13 protein-coding genes are annotated in these 19,765 nt (G+C 35.4%); 11 read left to right on the top strand and 2 right to left on the bottom strand.

Annotated features, from left to right (window positions below):
• Window positions 1-55 precede the first annotated feature (55 nt).
• Window positions 56-2,095, bottom strand: a complete 2,040-nt coding sequence (locus GM921_RS08245; RefSeq protein WP_182922117.1) for a M13 family metallopeptidase — start codon at window positions 2,093-2,095, stop codon at window positions 56-58.
• A gap of 279 nt (window positions 2,096-2,374) precedes the next feature.
• On the opposite strand from GM921_RS08245, the gene GM921_RS08240 reads away from it, so the two are divergent.
• The 9 genes from GM921_RS08240 (at window position 2,375) to GM921_RS08200 (ending at window position 14,666) form a co-directional block, all read left to right on the top strand.
• Window positions 2,375-4,339, top strand: a complete 1,965-nt coding sequence (locus tag GM921_RS08240) for a heavy metal translocating P-type ATPase (protein ID WP_182922116.1) — start codon at window positions 2,375-2,377, stop codon at window positions 4,337-4,339.
• Window positions 4,340-4,488: 149 nt separating this feature from the next.
• Window positions 4,489-5,118, top strand: a complete 630-nt coding sequence (locus GM921_RS08235; RefSeq protein ID WP_182922115.1) for a Uma2 family endonuclease — start codon at window positions 4,489-4,491, stop codon at window positions 5,116-5,118.
• 512 nt (window positions 5,119-5,630) lie between these two features.
• On the top strand, window positions 5,631-8,300 hold the full coding sequence (locus GM921_RS08230) for a valine--tRNA ligase (RefSeq protein WP_182922114.1): 2,670 nt from the start codon (window positions 5,631-5,633) through the stop codon (window positions 8,298-8,300).
• Window positions 8,301-8,306: 6 nt separating this feature from the next.
• A complete protein-coding gene (locus GM921_RS08225) occupies window positions 8,307-8,900 on the top strand; it encodes a hypothetical protein (RefSeq protein ID WP_182922113.1) in 594 nt (197 codons plus the stop codon).
• A gap of 20 nt (window positions 8,901-8,920) precedes the next feature.
• On the top strand, window positions 8,921-9,451 hold the full coding sequence (locus GM921_RS08220; RefSeq protein WP_182922112.1) for a hypothetical protein: 531 nt from the start codon (window positions 8,921-8,923) through the stop codon (window positions 9,449-9,451).
• Between the two features lie 276 nt (window positions 9,452-9,727).
• Window positions 9,728-10,591, top strand: coding sequence for a sugar phosphate isomerase/epimerase family protein (locus GM921_RS08215; protein ID WP_182922111.1), 864 nt, complete (start codon window positions 9,728-9,730; stop codon window positions 10,589-10,591).
• Between the two features lie 83 nt (window positions 10,592-10,674).
• Window positions 10,675-12,030, top strand: coding sequence for a Gfo/Idh/MocA family protein (locus GM921_RS08210; protein ID WP_182922110.1), 1,356 nt, complete (start codon window positions 10,675-10,677; stop codon window positions 12,028-12,030).
• 75 nt (window positions 12,031-12,105) lie between these two features.
• Window positions 12,106-13,479: a 3-keto-disaccharide hydrolase gene (locus tag GM921_RS08205; protein WP_182922109.1), complete on the top strand. Its 1,374-nt coding sequence runs from the start codon at window positions 12,106-12,108 to the stop codon at window positions 13,477-13,479.
• Window positions 13,479-14,666, top strand: coding sequence for a Gfo/Idh/MocA family protein (locus GM921_RS08200; protein WP_182922108.1), 1,188 nt, complete (start codon window positions 13,479-13,481; stop codon window positions 14,664-14,666). Before GM921_RS08205 ends, GM921_RS08200 begins: the two co-directional genes overlap by 1 nt.
• 255 nt (window positions 14,667-14,921) lie before the next feature.
• On the opposite strand, the gene GM921_RS08195 is transcribed toward GM921_RS08200, so the two are convergent.
• A complete protein-coding gene (locus tag GM921_RS08195) occupies window positions 14,922-15,386 on the bottom strand; it encodes a type I restriction enzyme HsdR N-terminal domain-containing protein (protein ID WP_182922107.1) in 465 nt (154 codons plus the stop codon).
• A gap of 80 nt (window positions 15,387-15,466) precedes the next feature.
• Between GM921_RS08195 and holA the strand changes: the two genes are divergently transcribed.
• Together holA and GM921_RS08185 are read left to right on the top strand one after the other, a co-directional pair.
• A complete protein-coding gene (holA, locus tag GM921_RS08190; protein WP_182922106.1) occupies window positions 15,467-16,492 on the top strand; it encodes a DNA polymerase III subunit delta in 1,026 nt (341 codons plus the stop codon).
• Between the two features lie 400 nt (window positions 16,493-16,892).
• The gene (locus GM921_RS08185; RefSeq protein WP_182922105.1) at window positions 16,893-19,457 is read left to right on the top strand and encodes a zinc-dependent metalloprotease; all 2,565 of its coding nucleotides are present in this window, start codon (window positions 16,893-16,895) and stop codon (window positions 19,455-19,457) included.
• The last annotated feature ends 308 nt before the right edge of the window (window positions 19,458-19,765 follow it).

Raw genomic sequence — 19,765 nt, 5'->3', positions numbered from 1 at the left:
TCGTCATTTCGAAAGCAACGAAATGACGATTTTTTATGGTCAATGGCTTAAAATTCTACCACAACCTAATCCTATCCTCTGGTTTTTTATACAATTTATCTCCAGGTTTTACATCAAATGCTTCATACCATGCATCCATATTTACAGGTGCACCAATAGTTCTGTATGGGCCTGGCGAATGTGGATCTGTTTTAATTAATTGTGCTGCGGCTTCTGGTAAAATATTACCTCTCCACACTTGCGCCCACGATAAGAAGAAACGTTGATCTGGTGTAAAACCATCAATTTTATCATTACTCTGACCTTGTTTAGTCATTTTAAAAGCAGTGTAAGCCGCGTTTAATCCACCTAAATCTCCAATGTTTTCACCCATAGTCAATTTACCCAAAACGTGAATAGTATCCACAACCGTGTATGAGCTAAACTGATCTCCTAAAGCTTTTGTTTTTTCATTGAATTTAGTGCGATCTTCATCAGTCCACCAGTTTCTAAGATTTCCATCTTTATCATATTGACTACCAGTATCGTCAAAACCATGGCTCATTTCATGACCAATAACAGCACCTATACCGCCATAATTTACGGCATCATCTGCATTTGGTGCAAAGAAAGGGAATTGCAAAATTCCAGCAGGGAAAACAATTTCATTCATTGTTGGACTGTAAGAAGCATTCACAGTTGGAGGCGTCATGCCAAAACGAGTTCGGTCAACAGGTTTTCCAAGTCTATCTATATTTTCTTTATAACCCCAAACACCTGCATTACGTAAGTTTTGGAAATAAGTACCTCTATTAATTTCTAAACCAGCATACGTTTGCCATTTAGTGGTGTAACCAACTTTTGGTGTAAAAGCATGCAATTTTTCTAATGCTTTTTGTTTGGTCGCGGCACTCATCCACTCCAAACCATTAATTCTAATTTCAAAAGCTTTGCGCAAGTTTACAATCATCTGATCCATGCGCACTTTTGCATCCGGTTTAAAATATTTGGCAACATACAACTGGCCTAATAATTCACCTATAGTACGGTCTGTTAAGGCCGACATGGTTTGCCAACGTGGTGTTTGCACTTTTTGACCAGTTTGAGCTTGCGTAAATGCAAAAGATGCATTCACAAATGGCGAACTTAAATTACTTGCCGCACCTTTTAAAATATTCCATTCTAAATACGTTTTCCAATCTGCCAATGGCACACTCGTTAACATGCCGTCTAAGTTTTTAAAGAAAGATAACGAATTAACCAACACCGTATCTTGTCCAACCACTTTAAGCTTAGGCATTAAAGTAGTCCAGTTAATGTTTGGCGTAATCTTATTAAATTCTGCAACACTTAACTTATTGTAGGTTTTGTATTGATCACGCATTTCGATACGACTCATCTGAATTTCAGCAAAAGCTTTCTCTAAATTAAATACGGTGGCTGCTTTTTGTTTAGCATCAGCTTCGCTATTACCAGTCAATGTAAATAATTTTACCATGTACGTATTGTATGCCGCTCTAATTCTTTGACTTTGTGGGTCATCTTTTAAATAGAAATCACGGTCGCCTAAAGTTGTTCCGCCTTGCGAGATATTAACTACGTATTTGGTTACGTTTTTTCTATCCTGACCAACGCCAAAACCAAACATCGGACCACCAATACCTGATGTACGCATGTATGCAATGTGATCTAAAAGGCCATTTACATCTTTAATTTGCTTAATTTTTTCTAAATCTGCTTTGATAGGAGTGTAGCCTAATTTTTCGATAGTTAAACTATCCATTGCAGCGGCATAGAAATCGCCAACGCGTTTAGTAATAGATCCAGCAGCAGCAGTTTTATCAGCGGCAGCTTTTTCTACTAAACTTCTTACAGCTTGTGCATTAAATTCTCGAAGTTCATTAAAAGAGCCCCATCGTGTTTCTTTGGCTGGTACAGGATTGTTTTTAATCCAAGTTCCGCTAGCATATTGATAAAAATCATCGCCAGGTTTAACACTTAAGTCCATATTAGCTGGATCGATCAGTTTTTTAGGGATATTTTGCGCATAGGCGGAAAAACTACCTGCCAAAATTCCTAAAACTGTAAAATAATTTTTGAGTTGTTGAATTTTCATACTTTAATAAATAGTTAAAGATGAAAATTAAGAAATACCTACTGAACTTGTATGAAGTTAATAGAAATATTACTTGTTAAACCAGTAATAGATTCTGCTTAAACCAATTTTGCGGAAAATGTCGCCATTAAATATTGATAATCTAAACGATTTCATGATTTGCGATTTATATTAATATTAACATATTTTAACACTTTTTATTGTGCAAGGCAGAAAAATCAACCTAAAAAATGTGCCTTGTGCTTAATAATTACGTAATTTTGAATTATTCTAAATAAAATGGAAAAAGAAAAACATCAACATAATAAAGAAATAGATAGCTGCTGTAGTCACAATCATTCTCATCAACATGAACATGGAGATGACCACGATCACGACCATGGAGATGCTTCTGCTTTTAAAACCTATTTACCTGCAATTTTCAGTTTAGTTTTATTACTTATTGCAATCGCATTAGATTATTTTAAGGTGGATTTTTTCACGAATTATATCCGGATTGCATGGTATGTAGTTGCTTATATACCAGTTGCTTATCCAGTTATTAAAGAAGCAATTCAAACTATAGCTAAAGGAGAAATTTTCACGGAATTTTTATTAATGGCTTTGGCAACTATTGGGGCATTGGCTTTGGGAGAATATCCTGAAGCAGTTGCGGTAATGCTATTTTATACGGTGGGAGAGTTGTTTCAAGGTGCTGCGGTTGAGGGTGCGAAAAGAAATATAAAAGCTTTATTAGATGTTAGACCAGATACTGCTAATGTATTTAGAAAAGAAAAATATGAAATTGTAAAGCCAGAAACAGTTGAGATTGGAGAAACAATTCAATTAAAAGCAGGAGAAAAAGCTCCATTAGATGGTGAATTGATAAATGACAGCGCAAGTTTTAATACTGCGGCCCTAACTGGCGAGAGTACGCCGAAAACTTTCAGAAAAGGTGAAACTGTATTAGCTGGGATGCTCAATTTAGATCAAGTTATCACACTAAAAGTAACAAAGAAATTTGCAGATAGTGCTTTATCTCGAATTTTAGAAATGGTACAATCGGCAACTTCACGCAAAGCGAAAACAGAGTTGTTTATTAGAAAGTTTGCTAAAATTTATACACCAATTGTTTTCTTTTTAGCTGTTGCATTAGTGGTATTTCCCTACTTTATAGTCGCAGATTATCACTTTCAAACATGGCTATACCGTGCTTTGGTATTTTTGGTTATTTCTTGTCCTTGCGCTTTGGTTATTTCTATCCCATTGGGATATTTTGGAGGAATTGGGGCTGCATCTGCCAATGGAATTTTATTTAAAGGATCTAATTTTTTAGATGTAATTACCAAAATCAATACCGTTGTATTAGATAAAACTGGTACGCTAACTCATGGTGTTTTTAAAGTTTCAGCCATAAAATCTGAAATTGAAGAAGCAAAGTTTATGATTTTACTTGCATCGATAGAAAGCCAATCTACGCATCCAATTGCTAAAGCTATTGTAAGCCATCATGGCGATAAAAAATTACTAAAAGTAAACGAGGTAAAAGAAATCACAGGTCATGGGTTAACAGCTGTAATTGAAAATCAAAAAATAGTCGCTGGGAATACTAAATTATTTAAAAAGCTTAAAATAGATTATCCAACAGTTGTTGATGAAGAAGTTGAAACTATAGTTTTATTAGCTGTGGATGATAAATATGCAGGTTATGTAACTATTACTGATGAAGTAAAATCAGATGCTAAACAAGCTGTCCATGAATTGCACAAAAATGGCGTTAATCAGGTTGTTATGTTGAGTGGAGATAAAACTGCCATTACTCAAAAGATTGCAAAAATGCTAGGAATTGATGTGGCGCATGGAGATTTACTACCCGAAGATAAAGTAGCTCGATTAGAGGAAATTAAAAAGGATAAAACCCGTGTAGTTGCTTTTGTTGGTGATGGAATAAATGATGCACCAGTTTTAGCATTAAGTGATTTAGGAATGGCAATGGGGGCAATGGGTAGTGATGTTGCGATAGAAACGGCTGATGTTGTTATTCAAAATGACCAGCCAAGTAGAATTGTGACTGCTATCAAAATTGGTAAAGCGACTAAGCGAGTTGTTTATCAAAATATTACGCTTGCATTTGCTGTAAAAGCTGTGGTTTTAATTTTAGGCGCTGGCGGTTTAGCCACCATGTGGGAAGCAGTTTTTGCAGATGTTGGTGTGGCGTTTTTAGCGATTTTAAATGCAATAAGAATTCAGAAAATGAAATTTTAAGATTTTTAATAGTAAGAATTGAAGTTAAATTAAGTTAATCCGTGTCTACTTTGTTTACAGAGTTGTTCTCGCTAAATTAAATTCTTAGTCTTTCTTAATTCCTTAATGTTTAACTCCTTATCTGTGTCTAAATTAGTATATTTGGTATAATGACTACCGAAAAAACATACCCAGATTTAACTGAAAAGAAAGTTTATACTTTTAACGAAATAGACGAATCATTAACTTATAGCTATGCTCATTATTTGAACTGGCTTTTTGATGAAAGAGTGGAGTTAATTAAAGGTAAAATTTTTAAAATGAGTCCCGCACCTTCAAGAGTTCACCAAGAGGTTTTTGGAAAGATTTTTAGAAGAATTGGAAATTTCCTTGAAAATAAACCTTGTAAAGTTTATGGTGCTCCATTTGATGTTCGTTTTCCTACAAAAAGTAAAGCCGACAAGGATGTGTTTACAGTTTTACAGCCAGATATTTGTGTTGTTTGTGATTTAAGTAAATTAGACGATAAAGGTTGTATCGGTGCGCCGGATTTAGTTGTAGAAATTTTATCGCCAGGGAATAACAAAAAAGAACTTTTAAATAAATACAAAGTTTACGAAGAGTTTGGTGTTAAAGAATATTGGGTAGTTAGCCAAAGTGACCAGAGTATTTTAATTTATACGTTGGATAATGATGGTAAATTTCGACCTTCTAAAATATTCACATTAAGCGAAAAAATCACTTCATCAGTTTTGCCAGGGTTTGTATTAAACTTGGATGATGTTTTTGAAGGTTTATAACTTTAACATTAGGGAATGAAGAAGGATTAAGGTTTTAGAACTTATTGTCTTTAATTTCCTAAGTTTTCTAAATCCAACCACAATGGAAATAACCCTTCCTATAGTTACATGGATTCATTATGGACTATAATGAAGTACTGGACTAATATTAATGGCTGTTTGTTGTGTACTTGTTAAGGTCTTGTTAAGGTCTTGTTAAGGTCTTGTTCGAGACACCTTCGAGAAAACCCTACTTTTCTCGAACAAGACCTAAAGAAGACCTTAACAAAAGTTATTGTTTCGATTTGATTTTTAGCTTCCTTTTTAAATCAAATAATTGGATATTGTAAAGCTGTTGAAAAGCAAAAAAGTATTAAGATTCTCACTTTTGCGGGAATGGTGCAAAGCTTGGTAGACTTTAGTTCACAAAGCAATTCTATGAGAGGGGAATTGTAAAATGTATAACCTTTCTGCTTTGGTCTTTTGCGCCTAAAAACGTATTTTTACCACCTAAATTCGACACGACCATATAAATGAGCATATCTACTAAATACAATCCTACAGAAACCGAAGATAAATGGTATAGCTATTGGCTTGATAAAAAGTTTTTTCATTCTGAGCCTGATGAGCGTGAGCCTTACACCATCGTAATTCCGCCACCAAATGTTACTGGCGTGTTGCACATGGGGCACATGCTAAACAATACCATTCAGGATGTATTGATTCGTAAAGCTCGTATGCAAGGCAAAAATGCATGTTGGGTTCCTGGAACTGACCATGCATCTATTGCTACGGAAGCGAAAGTTGTAGCAATGCTGAAGGAAAGAGGAATTAATAAAAAGGATATTTCTCGTGAGGAATTTTTAAAATATGCTTGGGAATGGAAAGAGAAATATGGGGGCATTATTTTAGAACAATTAAAGAAATTAGGTGCAAGTTGCGATTGGGATAGAACGCGTTTTACCATGGAAGATGATTTATCGGAAGCGGTAATTGATTCGTTTATCCATTTGTACAAAAAAGGCTGGATTTATCGCGGTATTCGTATGGTAAATTGGGATCCTGCTGGTAAAACTGCAGTCTCTGATGAAGAAGTTATCCGTAAAGAAGTAAATCAGAAATTATATTACATCAAGTATTTAATTGCAGGAACGACTGATGAGTTTTTAACAATTGCTACCACTCGTCCAGAAACCATTATGGCTGATGCGGCGATTTGTATCAACCCAAATGACGAACGTTTTAGACATTTAAAAGGCAAAAAAGTTTTCGTGCCTTTGGTTAATCATGAAATTCCGGTTATTGAAGATGAATATGTAGATATTGAATTTGGTACAGGCTGTTTAAAAGTTACGCCAGCGCATGATTTGAACGATTATGAGTTAGGTGTTAAGCATAAACTACCAGTTACAGATATTTTAAACGATGATGGAACTTTAAACGAGTTAGCCGTTATTTTGGTTGGTGAAGATCGTTTTGTAGCTCGTAAAAAAATCGCTAAAATGCTTGAAGAAGCTGGGCATTTAGAGAAAATTGAGGATTATAAATCTCAAGTTGGTTTCTCTGAACGTACCGATGCAGCTATAGAACCAAAGCTTTCTATGCAATGGTTTGTGAAGATGAAAGAGATGGCACAACCAGCTTTGGATGATGTTTTAAATGGAGAAGTAAACTTAATTCCGAATAAATTCGAAAATACCTATCGCCATTGGATGGAAAATGTTCGCGATTGGAATATTTCTCGTCAATTATGGTGGGGACAACGTATTCCGGCTTGGTATGACGATAAAGGAAATTGGGTAGTTGCAAAAACTAAAGACGAAGCTTTAGAAGAGTTTTGGAAAAAGAAATGCTTAGATCAAACGTGTTCTGATACAGAAAAAATAGGTTTTAAACATCAATTAGCTGCTTTTGTAAGACAAGATGATGATGTAATGGATACTTGGTTCTCCTCATGGTTGTGGCCAATTTCTGTTTTCGATGGTTTTAAAAATCCTGATAATAAAGACATTAATTATTACTATCCAACCAATGATTTAGTAACTGCACCAGAAATTTTATTCTTCTGGGTAGCTCGAATGATTATGGCTGGGCATGAGTTTATGGGTAAAAAACCATTTACAAATGTGTATTTAACAGGAATTGTTCGCGATAAATTAGGCAGAAAAATGTCTAAATCTTTAGGGAATTCTCCAGATCCAATTGGGTTAATTGAAAAATATGGAGCTGATGGAGTTAGAGTGGGAATGTTAATGTCATCGCCTGCTGGCAACGATTTAATGTTTGATGAATCGTATTGCGAACAAGGAAGAAACTTTGCCAATAAAATATGGAATGCTTTCCGTTTGGTTAAAGGATGGGAAGTTGATGAAAACTTAGAAAATCCTAATCAACAAGCAATTAGTTGGTTTGAAAACCGCTTTAATGAAGCATTAGCTGAAATTGAAGCCAACTTTAAACAATATCGTTTATCTGAAGCTTTAATGGCGACTTATAAATTGGTATGGGATGATTTCTGTGCGTGGTATTTAGAAATGGTTAAACCTGCTTATCAACATCCAATAGATGCGGCAACCAAGAAAATAACTATTCAATATTTTGAGCAAATCTTGAAATTATTGCATCCGTTTATGCCTTTCTTAACTGAAGAATTGTACCATGATGAGTTGTTTGGCGAGCGTGCAGAAATGGACTGTTGTATTGTTGCAAATTATCCAACAATTGGCAAAGCTGATGAACAATTGTTAAAAGAAGCAGAACTGATTAAAGAATTGATTTCTGAAATTAGGAATGTGAGAAATACACGTCAAATATCTCCGAAAGATGCTTTGCCATTAAGTATAAAGGTGAATTCCAGTTTAGATTACGAAAAATGGATTAATAGCGTATTTAAATTGGCAAATATTAGTGAGGTAGAATTAGTAAACGATAAAATTGCAGGTGCGGCTAGTTTTATGATAGGAAATGATGAGTTTTTCATCGTTTTAAACGAAAATGTAGATTTAGATGCAGAGAAAGAACGTTTAACGAAAGAACTGGAATATTTACAAGGTTTCTTGAAATCTGTTGATGCGAAATTAAGTAATGAACGTTTTGTGCAAAATGCAAAACCAGAAATTATTACCAATGAGCGTAATAAAAAGGCTGATGCAGAATCGAAAATTAAAATTATAACCGAAAGTTTAGAGACTTTAGAAGGATAATTCAAAATGAAGATAAAAGGAGTTATTCTATTTATTGCACTGTTTGGTATCCTTTTAGGATGTATTAGCGAACAAAAGACTGAAGTTGAACAAATTACCTATCAATCGAAGATTTTTACAGAAAAGAGTTTAATTGACTATGTAAATAAAAATCCTGAGTTAAATAGTGAGGATAGTGTTAAATATGCCGAAGCTCTTGATAAATTTCAAAGAGAAATTAAGGGTTTAAGTAATAACATAGATTTTTTGGTAGATTTTCCTTTGCAAGCAACAAATATCCGCGATACAGTAATGGGAACACAAAATTTTAAAATAGCAACATTTGAAACGTATACAGATGCTCTTCGAGATAAAAATTCTCTTTTGAACCGAATGGAATTAAGAATAAATGGAATTTTCCAATTTGATTATGAAGCGAAAGGCTTGGTATTGGGAGGGAAATATTACCTTAAGGCATTGATTTATAAACAAGGCAAACGTAAAGATGTAAATTATTATAAAAAATCTGATGGTTCAATTTATGTTTTAGGCGTTTATCCAATGCAGATCAAAAAGTTAAAACCTGTTCTTTCAAATAATAAAATAGCGGTATTGAATTAACCATAATAGCAAAGAAACCAATGAGAAAGTTAATGTATTTTGTAATGGCAGTTGTATTACTTGCCTGTTCTGAAAAACCTAAAGGTTTTGATTCTAAAATTTTTACTGAAAAAGAAGTAAGTGATTTTATTGCACTTAATCCCGATTGGACTAAAGATGCTACAGAAGCTGATATTACAGAAAAGTTTAAGCATAAAATGATTAATCTCAGTAATGAACCTAATTTTTTAACTGAGTTCCCTTTACAGCTTACCACAATATCTGATACAGTTGTAAGCGATCAACCTGTAAAAATTGGAGTATTTAAAAATTTTAAAGATACTGCAAGACCTAAAGAATCGCTTTTGAATGATTTAGAGTTAGAAATTAGAGGTATTATGCCTGCTGATCAAGCTGCTAGTTTAACTGTTGATAAAAAATATATATTAAAAGGAATGCTTTTTAAACAAGGCAAACGAGCAGATGTGAAGTTTTCTCATGAAGTAGAAAAACCAATTTATACTTTAGGAAAATATACTTTCTGGAATATTTCGCCTAAAGAAATTAAATAATTTAATAGCTCAATTTAATAAATATACTGAAAACGGATACTGACTTTAAGCCGTTCTAATTCATTTCGAAACGATTGCGTAAAAATTTTACAGTAAGAGCTACGGTTTTTGAGTAAAAAATCATATTATTGGATATGGGTTAATCGAATTAATCTAACCAAATAATAAATCTTTCAATCACCTAATTGTAGTTCTGAAATGGATTGTACTAGAAAATTAAATATAGTTGATTTTATGATTGTGAATTAATTACTCTCTATAAAATTTATCTATATTATGAATGCAAAAGCCTTCATTACTTTAACCATAGTATCTGTAATTGTATCGTTTGGGTTTCAATCTCAACAAAAAACATACATACAACTTGGTATAATTGCCTCACTAGAACGGGATAGCTTAGTGCATGCTGCTGGTTTTAAATTGAACGGTGGGTCTGTTAATGCACTCATTTCTCCCTCTTTAACAGAAGAGAAATTTAGACAAAATATTGAACGAATAAAAGCAGCTAAATGCAAGATTTATTTATGTAATGTGCTGTTTCCAGGTAAAATGAAAATAGCTGGTCCAGATGTAAATGAAAAAAATGTTTTAGCCTATGCTGATAGTGTTTTTTTGAGAGCAGCGCAAGCTGGGGTTGAATTGCTTGTTTTAGGTAGTGGTACATCAAGAAGAATCCCCGAAGGTTATGATGTGCAAAAAGCAGAATCAGACTTTGTCGCTTTATGTAAAAAATTAGCCGTTTTGGCACAAAAACATAAAATTAAAATAGCACTTGAGAATTTACAAAGTAAGGAGACTAATTTTTTAACCTCCTTAAAAGCTACTGCAGAAGTTGTTAAGAGAGTTAATAACCCCAGTTTCGGGCTTAATGCTGATATTTATCACATGCGATGCGAAGGAGAATTACCTCAAAGCATTGTTGATGCAAAAAAAATACTGATTCACTGCGAAATTGCGGAAACGGAAAAGAGGACATTACCAGGTGTTCAAGGTGATGATTTTAGACCATATTTGCGAGCATTAAAAGAAGCGAATTATAAAGGTCCATTATTTATTGAAGCAGGTTTCACTAAACCATCAGATGCTGAATTATCATTTAAATTCCTCACTAAACAAATTAATGAAGTATTTATGAAATAATGATTAGACTTAATTCTAGATAGATATATCACTATAACAAGAAATCAAAAATTACCCGAAAAGAAACTATTAAACTTTACTTCATGGAAAATTCGAGAAGAAAATTCATTAAACAGTCGACTATACTTGCCGCGGCTACTTATGCCGGTACGTTAACAAGCAGCGCAAAAAGTTACAGCAGAATTATTGGTGCTAACGATCGAGTTAGAGTCGGTGTAGTCGGTTTCTCGGATCGATTTAAAGACACACTTTTTCCATGTTTTCAAAACCATAATAAAGAGCTCAATTTTGATATTGTTGGCCTTTCAGATTTATGGAATTACCGTAGAGATTTAGGTATCGCCCATCTAAAAGAAAAAATGGGTCACGATATTAAAGCGTGTAGAAACAACGACGAGCTTTATGCTATGAAAGATTTGGACGCAGTTATTGTAAGCACAGCTGATTTTCAACATGCTATGCATACCATTGAAGCTGTAAAAGCTGGATGTGACGCGTATATCGAAAAACCTTTTGCCGAAACAATGGCAGATGCAAAAGCAGCCTTAAAAGCGGTTAAAGAAAGCAATAAAATTGTTCAAATTGGTTCGCAACGTAGAAGTGGAGAAAATTATGCAAATGCTGCTCAGTATATTCAAGATGGTAAATTTGGGGCAATTACAGCAGTAGATTTAGTTTGGAATGTTAATCAGCCAGGCAGATGGCGTAGACCAGATTTAGTTGCTAAACTCAAACAAGAAGATATCGATTGGAAACGCTTTTTAGTTAATCGCCCTGCAGATACTTACGATCCAAGAAAATATTTAGAGTATAGATTGTTTTGGCCATATTCTTCGGGTATGCCAGGGCAATGGATGTCGCATCAAATTGATACCGTACACTGGTTTACCAAATTAAAACATCCGAGAAGTGTGGTTGCTAATGGCGGAATTTACACTTGGAAAGATGGTCGCAAGAATTGGGATTCAATGGTAGCCGTATTTGATTATGGTCAGCCAAATGGAAGCGATGGATTTCAAGTAACGTTCACTTCGAGAATGCAAAATAGTGTGGGTGATGTTGGCGAAGTGTACTATTCAAATGGAGGCGAATTAAACTTAATGACTAATAAAGTATCACCAAAAGGTGGATTAGGAGTAAGAGAAGCTGCCGCAATGGGTATGAAACCAAACCTACTAGAGCCATTCGATCTTTCTAAAAGGGCAATTAAAATTGAAACTGCTGCCAATATGGGAGGCGATGCCTTAACCTCTGGTCACATGCGTAATTGGATGGAATGTGTGCGAAGTAGAAAAACACCGAATGCACCAGTAGAAGCTGGTTACGCACACTCTATTGCAAATATCATGACAAATGCCGCGGTTCATACTGGTGCAAAAGCCACATTCGATGAAAAATTACAAGAAGTAATGGCTGGCGGAAAAATATTCAAATATTAATTAAATCATCATTGAGAGGCTTTGTCATTCAGAGCGAAGCGAAGAATCTCCAAATAAAATCAACCTAAATAAATTATGTTCAGTTACGCTAAAAAAACTTGCCTTTTAACCCTCTCACTTATTAGCTTTTTATCAGTTGCCAATGCCCAAAAAGGTAAACCATTATTCGATGGAAAAACCTTAAAAGGCTGGAAAGCTATTGTAGGTTCAGCGCCTTATGCAATAGAAAATGGTACAATTATAGGAACAATGACTAAAGGATCTCCAAACTCATTTTTGGTAACAGAAAAGGAGTACGGCGACTTTATCTTGGAACTAGATGTAAAACTAGAAGGAACTGAAACCAATTCTGGCATACAAACTCGCAGTCATTTTGATGCTGCGGGTAATAATGGAAAAGGCAAGGTGTTTGGCAGACAAGTTGAAATAGATCCAACGGCAAGAGCATGGACTGGTGGAATTTATGATGAAGCAAGAAGACTTTGGCTTTATCCTTTGGAGTTAAATACCGCTGCAAAATCTGCATATAAATCAGAAGAATTTAATCACTACAAAATAGAATGTATTGGGAACGAAACCAAAACTTGGGTTAACGGAATTCCAGTAGCATACGTAATTGATACCTTAGATAAAACTGGTTTTATTGGTTTACAGGTGCATGGAATTGGTTCAAATCTGAAATTAGATGGTAAAAAAGTATATTTCAAAAACATCAATATTCAAACAGAAAACTTAAAACCACAAGCTTTTCCAAAAGGAATATATACTGTTAATTTAACTCCAAATACATTATCTGCATACGAAAAAGCAAATGGGTATAAATTATTATTCGATGGAAAAACAAATGCAGGTTGGGTTGGCGCCTACAAAACTACATTTCCAGCAAAAGGATGGGATATTTCTAATGGGCAATTAACCGTATTACCTTCAAACGGAGCAGAATCTACTAATGGTGGCGATATTGTAACCAAAGAAGAATATGCAGCATTCGATTTATCGTTCGAGTTTAAATTAAGCGAAGGTGCGAATAGTGGTGTGAAGTACTTTGTAACACTATCTGAGAAAAATACGGGTTCTGCAATTGGCTTAGAATATCAAGTATTAGATGATGAAAGACATCCAGATGCGAAATTAGGTCGTGATGGAAATAGAACTTTAGCATCATTATATGATTTACTAACTGCAAAAAAAGAAGCTCGCTATTTAAGACCAATCGGTAGTTGGAATAACGGAAGGTTAGTAGTTTATCCAAACAATAAAGTAGAACATTATTTAAATGGAGTTAAAGTTTTGGAATATACCAGAGGTTCTGAAGAGTTTAAAAAATTAGTCGCAATTAGTAAATATAAAGACTGGAAAAACTTTGGTGAAGCTGTAAAAGGTCATTTGCTGTTACAAGATCACGGAAATAAAGTAAGTTTTAGAACCATAAAAATTAAGACTTTATAATGCAACGTCGTTCCTTTGTTAAAAAATCAGCTTTGCTTGGTTCGAGTATGTTGATGGCCGAAAATATTTTTGCCAGCATGACTTTAGCACCTATTAATGTGGCTATGATTGGCTGCGGAGATAGGGGTAAAGGTGTGCTGTCGGTAATTCAGAAAATGAGCGATAAATTTAACATCGTTGCATTTTGCGATTTACTTGATTTCAGGCTAGAAGAAGCTAAAAAATATGTGCCTTCATCGGCCGTTGCCGTAAAAGAGTACAGAAAAATTTTAGACGATAAAAAGATTGATGCTGTATTTATTGCAACACCGTTAAGCGAACATTTTAAAATTGCAAAAGATGCAGTTTTAGCTGGCAAACATGTGTATGTAGAAAAAACAATGACCTACAACATTGACCAAGCTTTAGCACTTCGAAAATTAGTTAAACAATATCCTAAGCAAGTTTTTCAGGTTGGTTATCAGTACCGTTATTCGCCTTTGTATTTTAAAGTTAAGGAAATGGTACAAAGTGGATATTTAGGTAAAGTTTCTCAGATAGATTGCCGTTGGGATCGCAATGGAAATTGGCGTAGAGCCGTGCCAAATCCTAGTTTAGAAAGGCAAATTAACTGGCGGATGTACAAAGAATATTCTGGCGGATTAGCAGCAGAACTATTATCGCATCAAATAGATTTTATTAATTGGGCTTTCGAAACACAACCTGATGAAATTATAGGTACTGGCGGAATAGATATTTTTAAGGATGGCAGAGAAACTTATGATAATATACAAGCTACTTTGCGCTATAAAAATGCAGGGATGATTGGAAATTTCGGTGCGACATGCGGTAATGCACACGATGGTTATCTATTTAAAATAAAAGGTACAAAAGGTTCTGTTAATTTATTACCTAATACCGGAATTTTTTATCCTGAAAAGGAAACAGCCAAACAATTAGGAATTGTAGATGGGGTAACTGGTGCTACAAAAATTGTGGTAAATACCGATGGCGGTATCCCGATTTTAGATAAACCCACAAAAGACGGAACTATCTATGCCTTAGAAGAATTTTATAAAGCGATTACAGAAAACAAAACTCCAGTTTCAAATATAAATACAGGTACACAAGCCGCAATTTGTGTAGCTATGAGTAATGAAGCAATTTATACCAACAAAACTCAATTCTGGAAAGCTGAATATTCTTAAAAGAGAGTCGGGAAAGTCGGGAAGTCAGAAAAGTCCGAAGATAAAACATAAAAGAAACTCATCATTCAAAATATACTTGCCATTCAGGGTACGCTTGTCATCCTGAGCTTGTCGAAGGACTTTTTTATAAAACTAATTTGTCATTCAGAGCGCAGCGAAGAATCTCTAAATATCATTCTAATAACTAGCCTGTCAAATGGCCTTTAAAAAACTAAAACTATCTCTTCACGGACTTTCGGACTAAAAACTTCCCAACTAAAGAAACTTATAATCTGGCAATTCCTCTACAAACAAAAACTTCCCATTGGTATGATCTATTTGCGCATAATAATGTTGTAAACCATTGGTCACTGCCAACCATCTCGCTTTGTAAACCGAATTATATCGAGCAGCCTGATCAAAAGTAGCTTGAGTAATAGCAACCGATGGCGCCTTACATTCAATCACCATTATTTTTTCGCCCAACTTATCATACACCAAAATATCACTACGTTTTCTGGTTTGATTTAAACTCAATCCCCCTTCAATCTGTAATAAAGAAGCAGGGAAATTTTTCTCTTTAATTAAATAACGAATAAAATGTTGCCTCACCCATTCTTCAGGAGTTAAAACCAAATGCTTTTTCCGTATCTCATCAAAAATAAAATACAAATCATCCCTTTGGGTAATTTTAAAAGGATGATGTGGAAGATTAAGAGGAGTTGGATTAAATATCGGCATTGCTCAAAGTTAATATTTGTGAATAAACTATTCCACCAAAATCGTAAATCGTAAATCTGAAATCGTAATTTTACGCTTAAATGAGTGCCGTAGAAATTATAAAAGACTTAAAAGCCAGAAAATTTAAACCCTTGTATTTGTTGCAGGGCGAAGAACCTTATTACATTGATCAAGTAGTTGATTACATGGAAAATAATGTGCTAAGCGATGGTGAAAGAGGTTTCAATCAAACTGTTTTGTATGGTAAAGATACCGACATGGCAACCATTTTAAACGCTGCAAAACGGTACCCGATGATGTCCGAATACCAACTCATTATTGTAAAAGAAGCACAAGATTTAAAATGGGCAAAAGAAACCGAAGGCAGTGGTAAAGAAGCAGAAGTAGTACAAAACTATTTCGAAAAACCTTTACCAAGTACTATTCTCGTACTCGCCTACAAATATGCCAACTTCGATAAACGCAAAAAGATTTACAAAGCGATAAACAGTAACGGTATTGTTTTTCAATCAGATCCCGTTCGCGATTACAAATTAATGCCTTGGATTGAAGAACACATCAAAGAAAAAGGATATCAAATTGCACCACAAGCAGCCGCTTTAATGGCAGAATATTTGGGTACAGACCTTTCTAAAATTGCAAACGAAGTCGAAAAACTGTGCCTCAATATTAGTAAAGACACCATTATCCAAACAGATCATATTCAGCGAAACATTGGTATAAGTAAAGAGTATAATGTATTCGAATTGCAAAAAGCGTTGGCTTCAAGAAACGTGTTAAAATGCAATCAGATTGTGAATTACTTTGCCGATAATCCAAAAGCAAATCCAATGGTAATGGTTATGGCAAATTTGAACGCCTACTTTACCAAAATCTTAAAATACCATTACTTGCCCAACAAAAACGATGCAGCTAAAGAATTAGGCGTAAGTCCATATTTTATTAAAGATTATGAAACCGCTGCCAGAACATTTAGCGATGCAAAAACCTTCGATATCATTAGCCTATTAAGAGAATACGACCTTAAAAGCAAAGGTTTAGACAGTACAGGCAATACAACAGATGGCGAATTACTCAAAGAAATGCTCTTTAAAATGATCCATTAACTAGGTTCAAACAACTAATGAATCAATAAGTTTAAGCTGTTGAGATGCCTTTTCCAAAGGGATGCCTTTGGCATAGAATATCTCGAAGAGCGCTAGTTAATCGTCATTCCCGCGAAAGTGGGAACCGTAAAGCGCTAAATAACCATTACTATCATCTCATTACGATTCTCAGTCGAGCTGAGAATGACGACCTAAAGCCATCATCTTTCGAAGAGCGTTAACTACTCAAAGAAATGCTTTTTAAAATGTTCCATTAACTAGGTCCCCAATACCTAATGAACCAATGACCAATAAACCAATAAACCAATAAGTTTTTTTCAGTTTGTAACTACAAAGTTATAGCGCTATTCCCGCTATTAAATATAGCCCCGCTATATTTACTTTAAATTAACTTATTTTCATGAAAAGAAATTTACTAACCATTTTATTGGCTGTAAGTGCTATTACCGTAGCACAAGCACAAGTCAGACAGCAAGGCGGTATGGCTGATACAACACGTAGAGCTCCAGGGTCTGCCCTAGGTGCAGGTGTTAAAGCACAACCAAAACCCTACGCTCAAGTAATCACCGATAAAGCACTTACCCGCAAAGGGATGATTACCACCCACAAATTAGACGACAAATTCTTTTTTGAAATTGCAGATACCACACTAGGTAGAGATATTTTAGTGGTAAGCCGTATTGCTAAATCTGGTGCAGATGTGCGAGCAGCACAAGGCTACGCCGGAGACGTGATTGGAAGCACCGTAATCCGTTTCGAAAAAGGACCAAACAATCGCATTTTCATGCGCAAAGTGAGTTTTAAAACCTACAGCCCAGATAGTACCACTGCAATGTATCAGTCTTTAAAAAACTCAAACATCCAAGCAATTGCTGCTTCATTTAACATTGCAGCATACACACCAGATAAAACTGGAAGCGTAATAGACATGACAGATTATATCAATAGCGATAACGATATCTTCTATTTCAGTTCTCCAGCAGCTAAAACACGTTTCAGATTAGGTGCACAACTATCAGATCGTAGCTACATCCAAAACATGCGTAGTTTTCCACTTAACGTAGAAATCAGCACCATGAAAACCTATAGCTTAACTGCTGCGGCTTCACCTTTCGGTCCAGCTGCCCCAGCAGGTATGGGCGGCGGCGCTTCTGCAGGTTCTGCAACAATAGAGCTAAATACATCAATGGTTATTTTGCCAAAAGTACCAATGAAAGCTAGATATGCAGATCCTCGCGTAGGTTATTTCACCGTGGGTTATACCGATTTCGATCTAAACCCACAAGGTGTAAAAGAAATCGACTTAATTAAACGTTGGAGATTAGAACCTAAACCACAAGATGTAGCAAAATACAAACGCGGAGAATTAGTAGAGCCACAAAAACAAATTGTGTATTACATTGATCCAGCAACACCAAAAAAATGGGTTCCATATTTAATCGCAGGAGTTAACGATTGGGCAAAAGCGTTCGAAAAAGCGGGTTTCAAAAACGCAGTTGTAGCTAAAGAAGCACCAACATTTGCACAAGATTCAACATGGAGTATTGATGATGCTCGTCACTCAGCAATCGTTTACAAACCATCAGAAATTGCAAATGCCAGCGGGCCAAGTATTTCAGATCCACGTAGTGGAGAAATTATGGAAAGCCACATTAACTGGTTCCACAACGTGCAATCATTAGTACACGATTGGTACATGATTCAAACTGCAGCCGTTGATCCAAGATCGCGTAAAATGGTATTCAGTGATGAATTAATGGGCGATTTAATTCGTTTCGTTTCCTCTCACGAAGTGGGCCATACCTTAGGTTTATTACATAATTATGGTTCAAGTTCAACCGTTCCAGTAGAAAACCTACGCAATAAAAAATGGGTAGAAGAAAACGGACACACACCATCTATTATGGATTATGCTCGTTTCAACTACGTGGCGCAACCAGAAGATAACATCACCGCAAAAGGATTATATCCTCGCATCGGCGATTACGACAGATGGGCAATAGAATGGGGGTACAAATACTATGCAGATACAAAATCTCCAGAAGATGAAGTAGCTAGATTAAACAATGCAGTAATCGAATCAGCTAAAAACAGACGTTTATGGTTTGGTACCGAATCTAATCCAGACGATCCACATTCGCAAAGTGAAGACTTAGGGGATAACGCCATGAAAGCGAGCGATTACGGTATTAAAAATCTAAAAGTTATTTTACCAAACCTACCAACATGGACAAAAGAAGCCAACGAAGGTTATGATAATTTAGCAAACATGTATGGCCAATTAACAACCCAATTCGGTCGTTACATGGGCCATGTAGCTAAAAACGTAGGCGGCATTTACGAAAACCCTAAAACGGTAGAGCAAGCTGGCGAAATATACCAACGCACACCAGCAGCAACTCAAAAAGAAGCAATGGATTTCTTAAACAGACAACTATTTACAACCCCAAAATGGATGTTAAATCAGTCTATTTTAGATAATATCGATCAAAACCCATTAGAAGTAGTATCAAAATTACAATCAACTACTTTAAACCGTTTATTAGGCAACAGCACCCTAAGTAAATTAGTAGCTGCCGAAGCTGCCGATGGACCAACAGCCTACAAAATCACCGATTTATTTACAGATTTAAACGGCGCAATCTTTACCGAACTAAAATCAAATGCAGCAATCGATGTATACCGTCGTAACCTACAAAAAGCATACGTAGAAAAACTAATTGCAATTGTAAAACCAGCCCCAGCAGCAGCTACCACCGTAGTATTTGCAGGTAGAGGCGGAGGCGCTCCAAGCGGTTTAACAGCCTCACAAAGTGATGTTTTATCAGTTGTAAAAGGTCAATTACGTGATTTAAATAGCAGCATTAAGTCTGCCGCTGCCTCACAAGCAGATTCGTTAAGCAAATTCCACCTATTAGATTTAACAGATCGTATAGAAGGCGCTTTAGATAATAAGAAAGATTAAGTAATTCAAAACCTTAATTTAAAGCGTCCCGCCTTCACATCGGGACGCTTTTTTTGTGCCAACTTCTTCCGTCATTTCGACCGTGGCGGAGAAACCTTTAGGCACTGCATTCAAATATAAATCTCTCCATTCCGCTACGTTTTAGTCAAGATCACGCAAACCCATAGCTTATATTTTCTTAAATGCCTTATATGGTTAAATATTCGAAAAACAAAGTCAGTATTCCATCGCAACCACAGCCCCGCTTTCCGTTACAATCTTTTTTGTGTTTGTCATGCTGAGCTAGCCTGCACTGAGCGTAGCCGAAG

The sequence above is a fragment of the Pedobacter planticolens genome, from assembly GCF_014172375.1.
Lineage (GTDB): Bacteria > Bacteroidota > Bacteroidia > Sphingobacteriales > Sphingobacteriaceae > Pedobacter > Pedobacter planticolens.
This window is presented reverse-complemented; position numbering and strand designations above follow the sequence as displayed.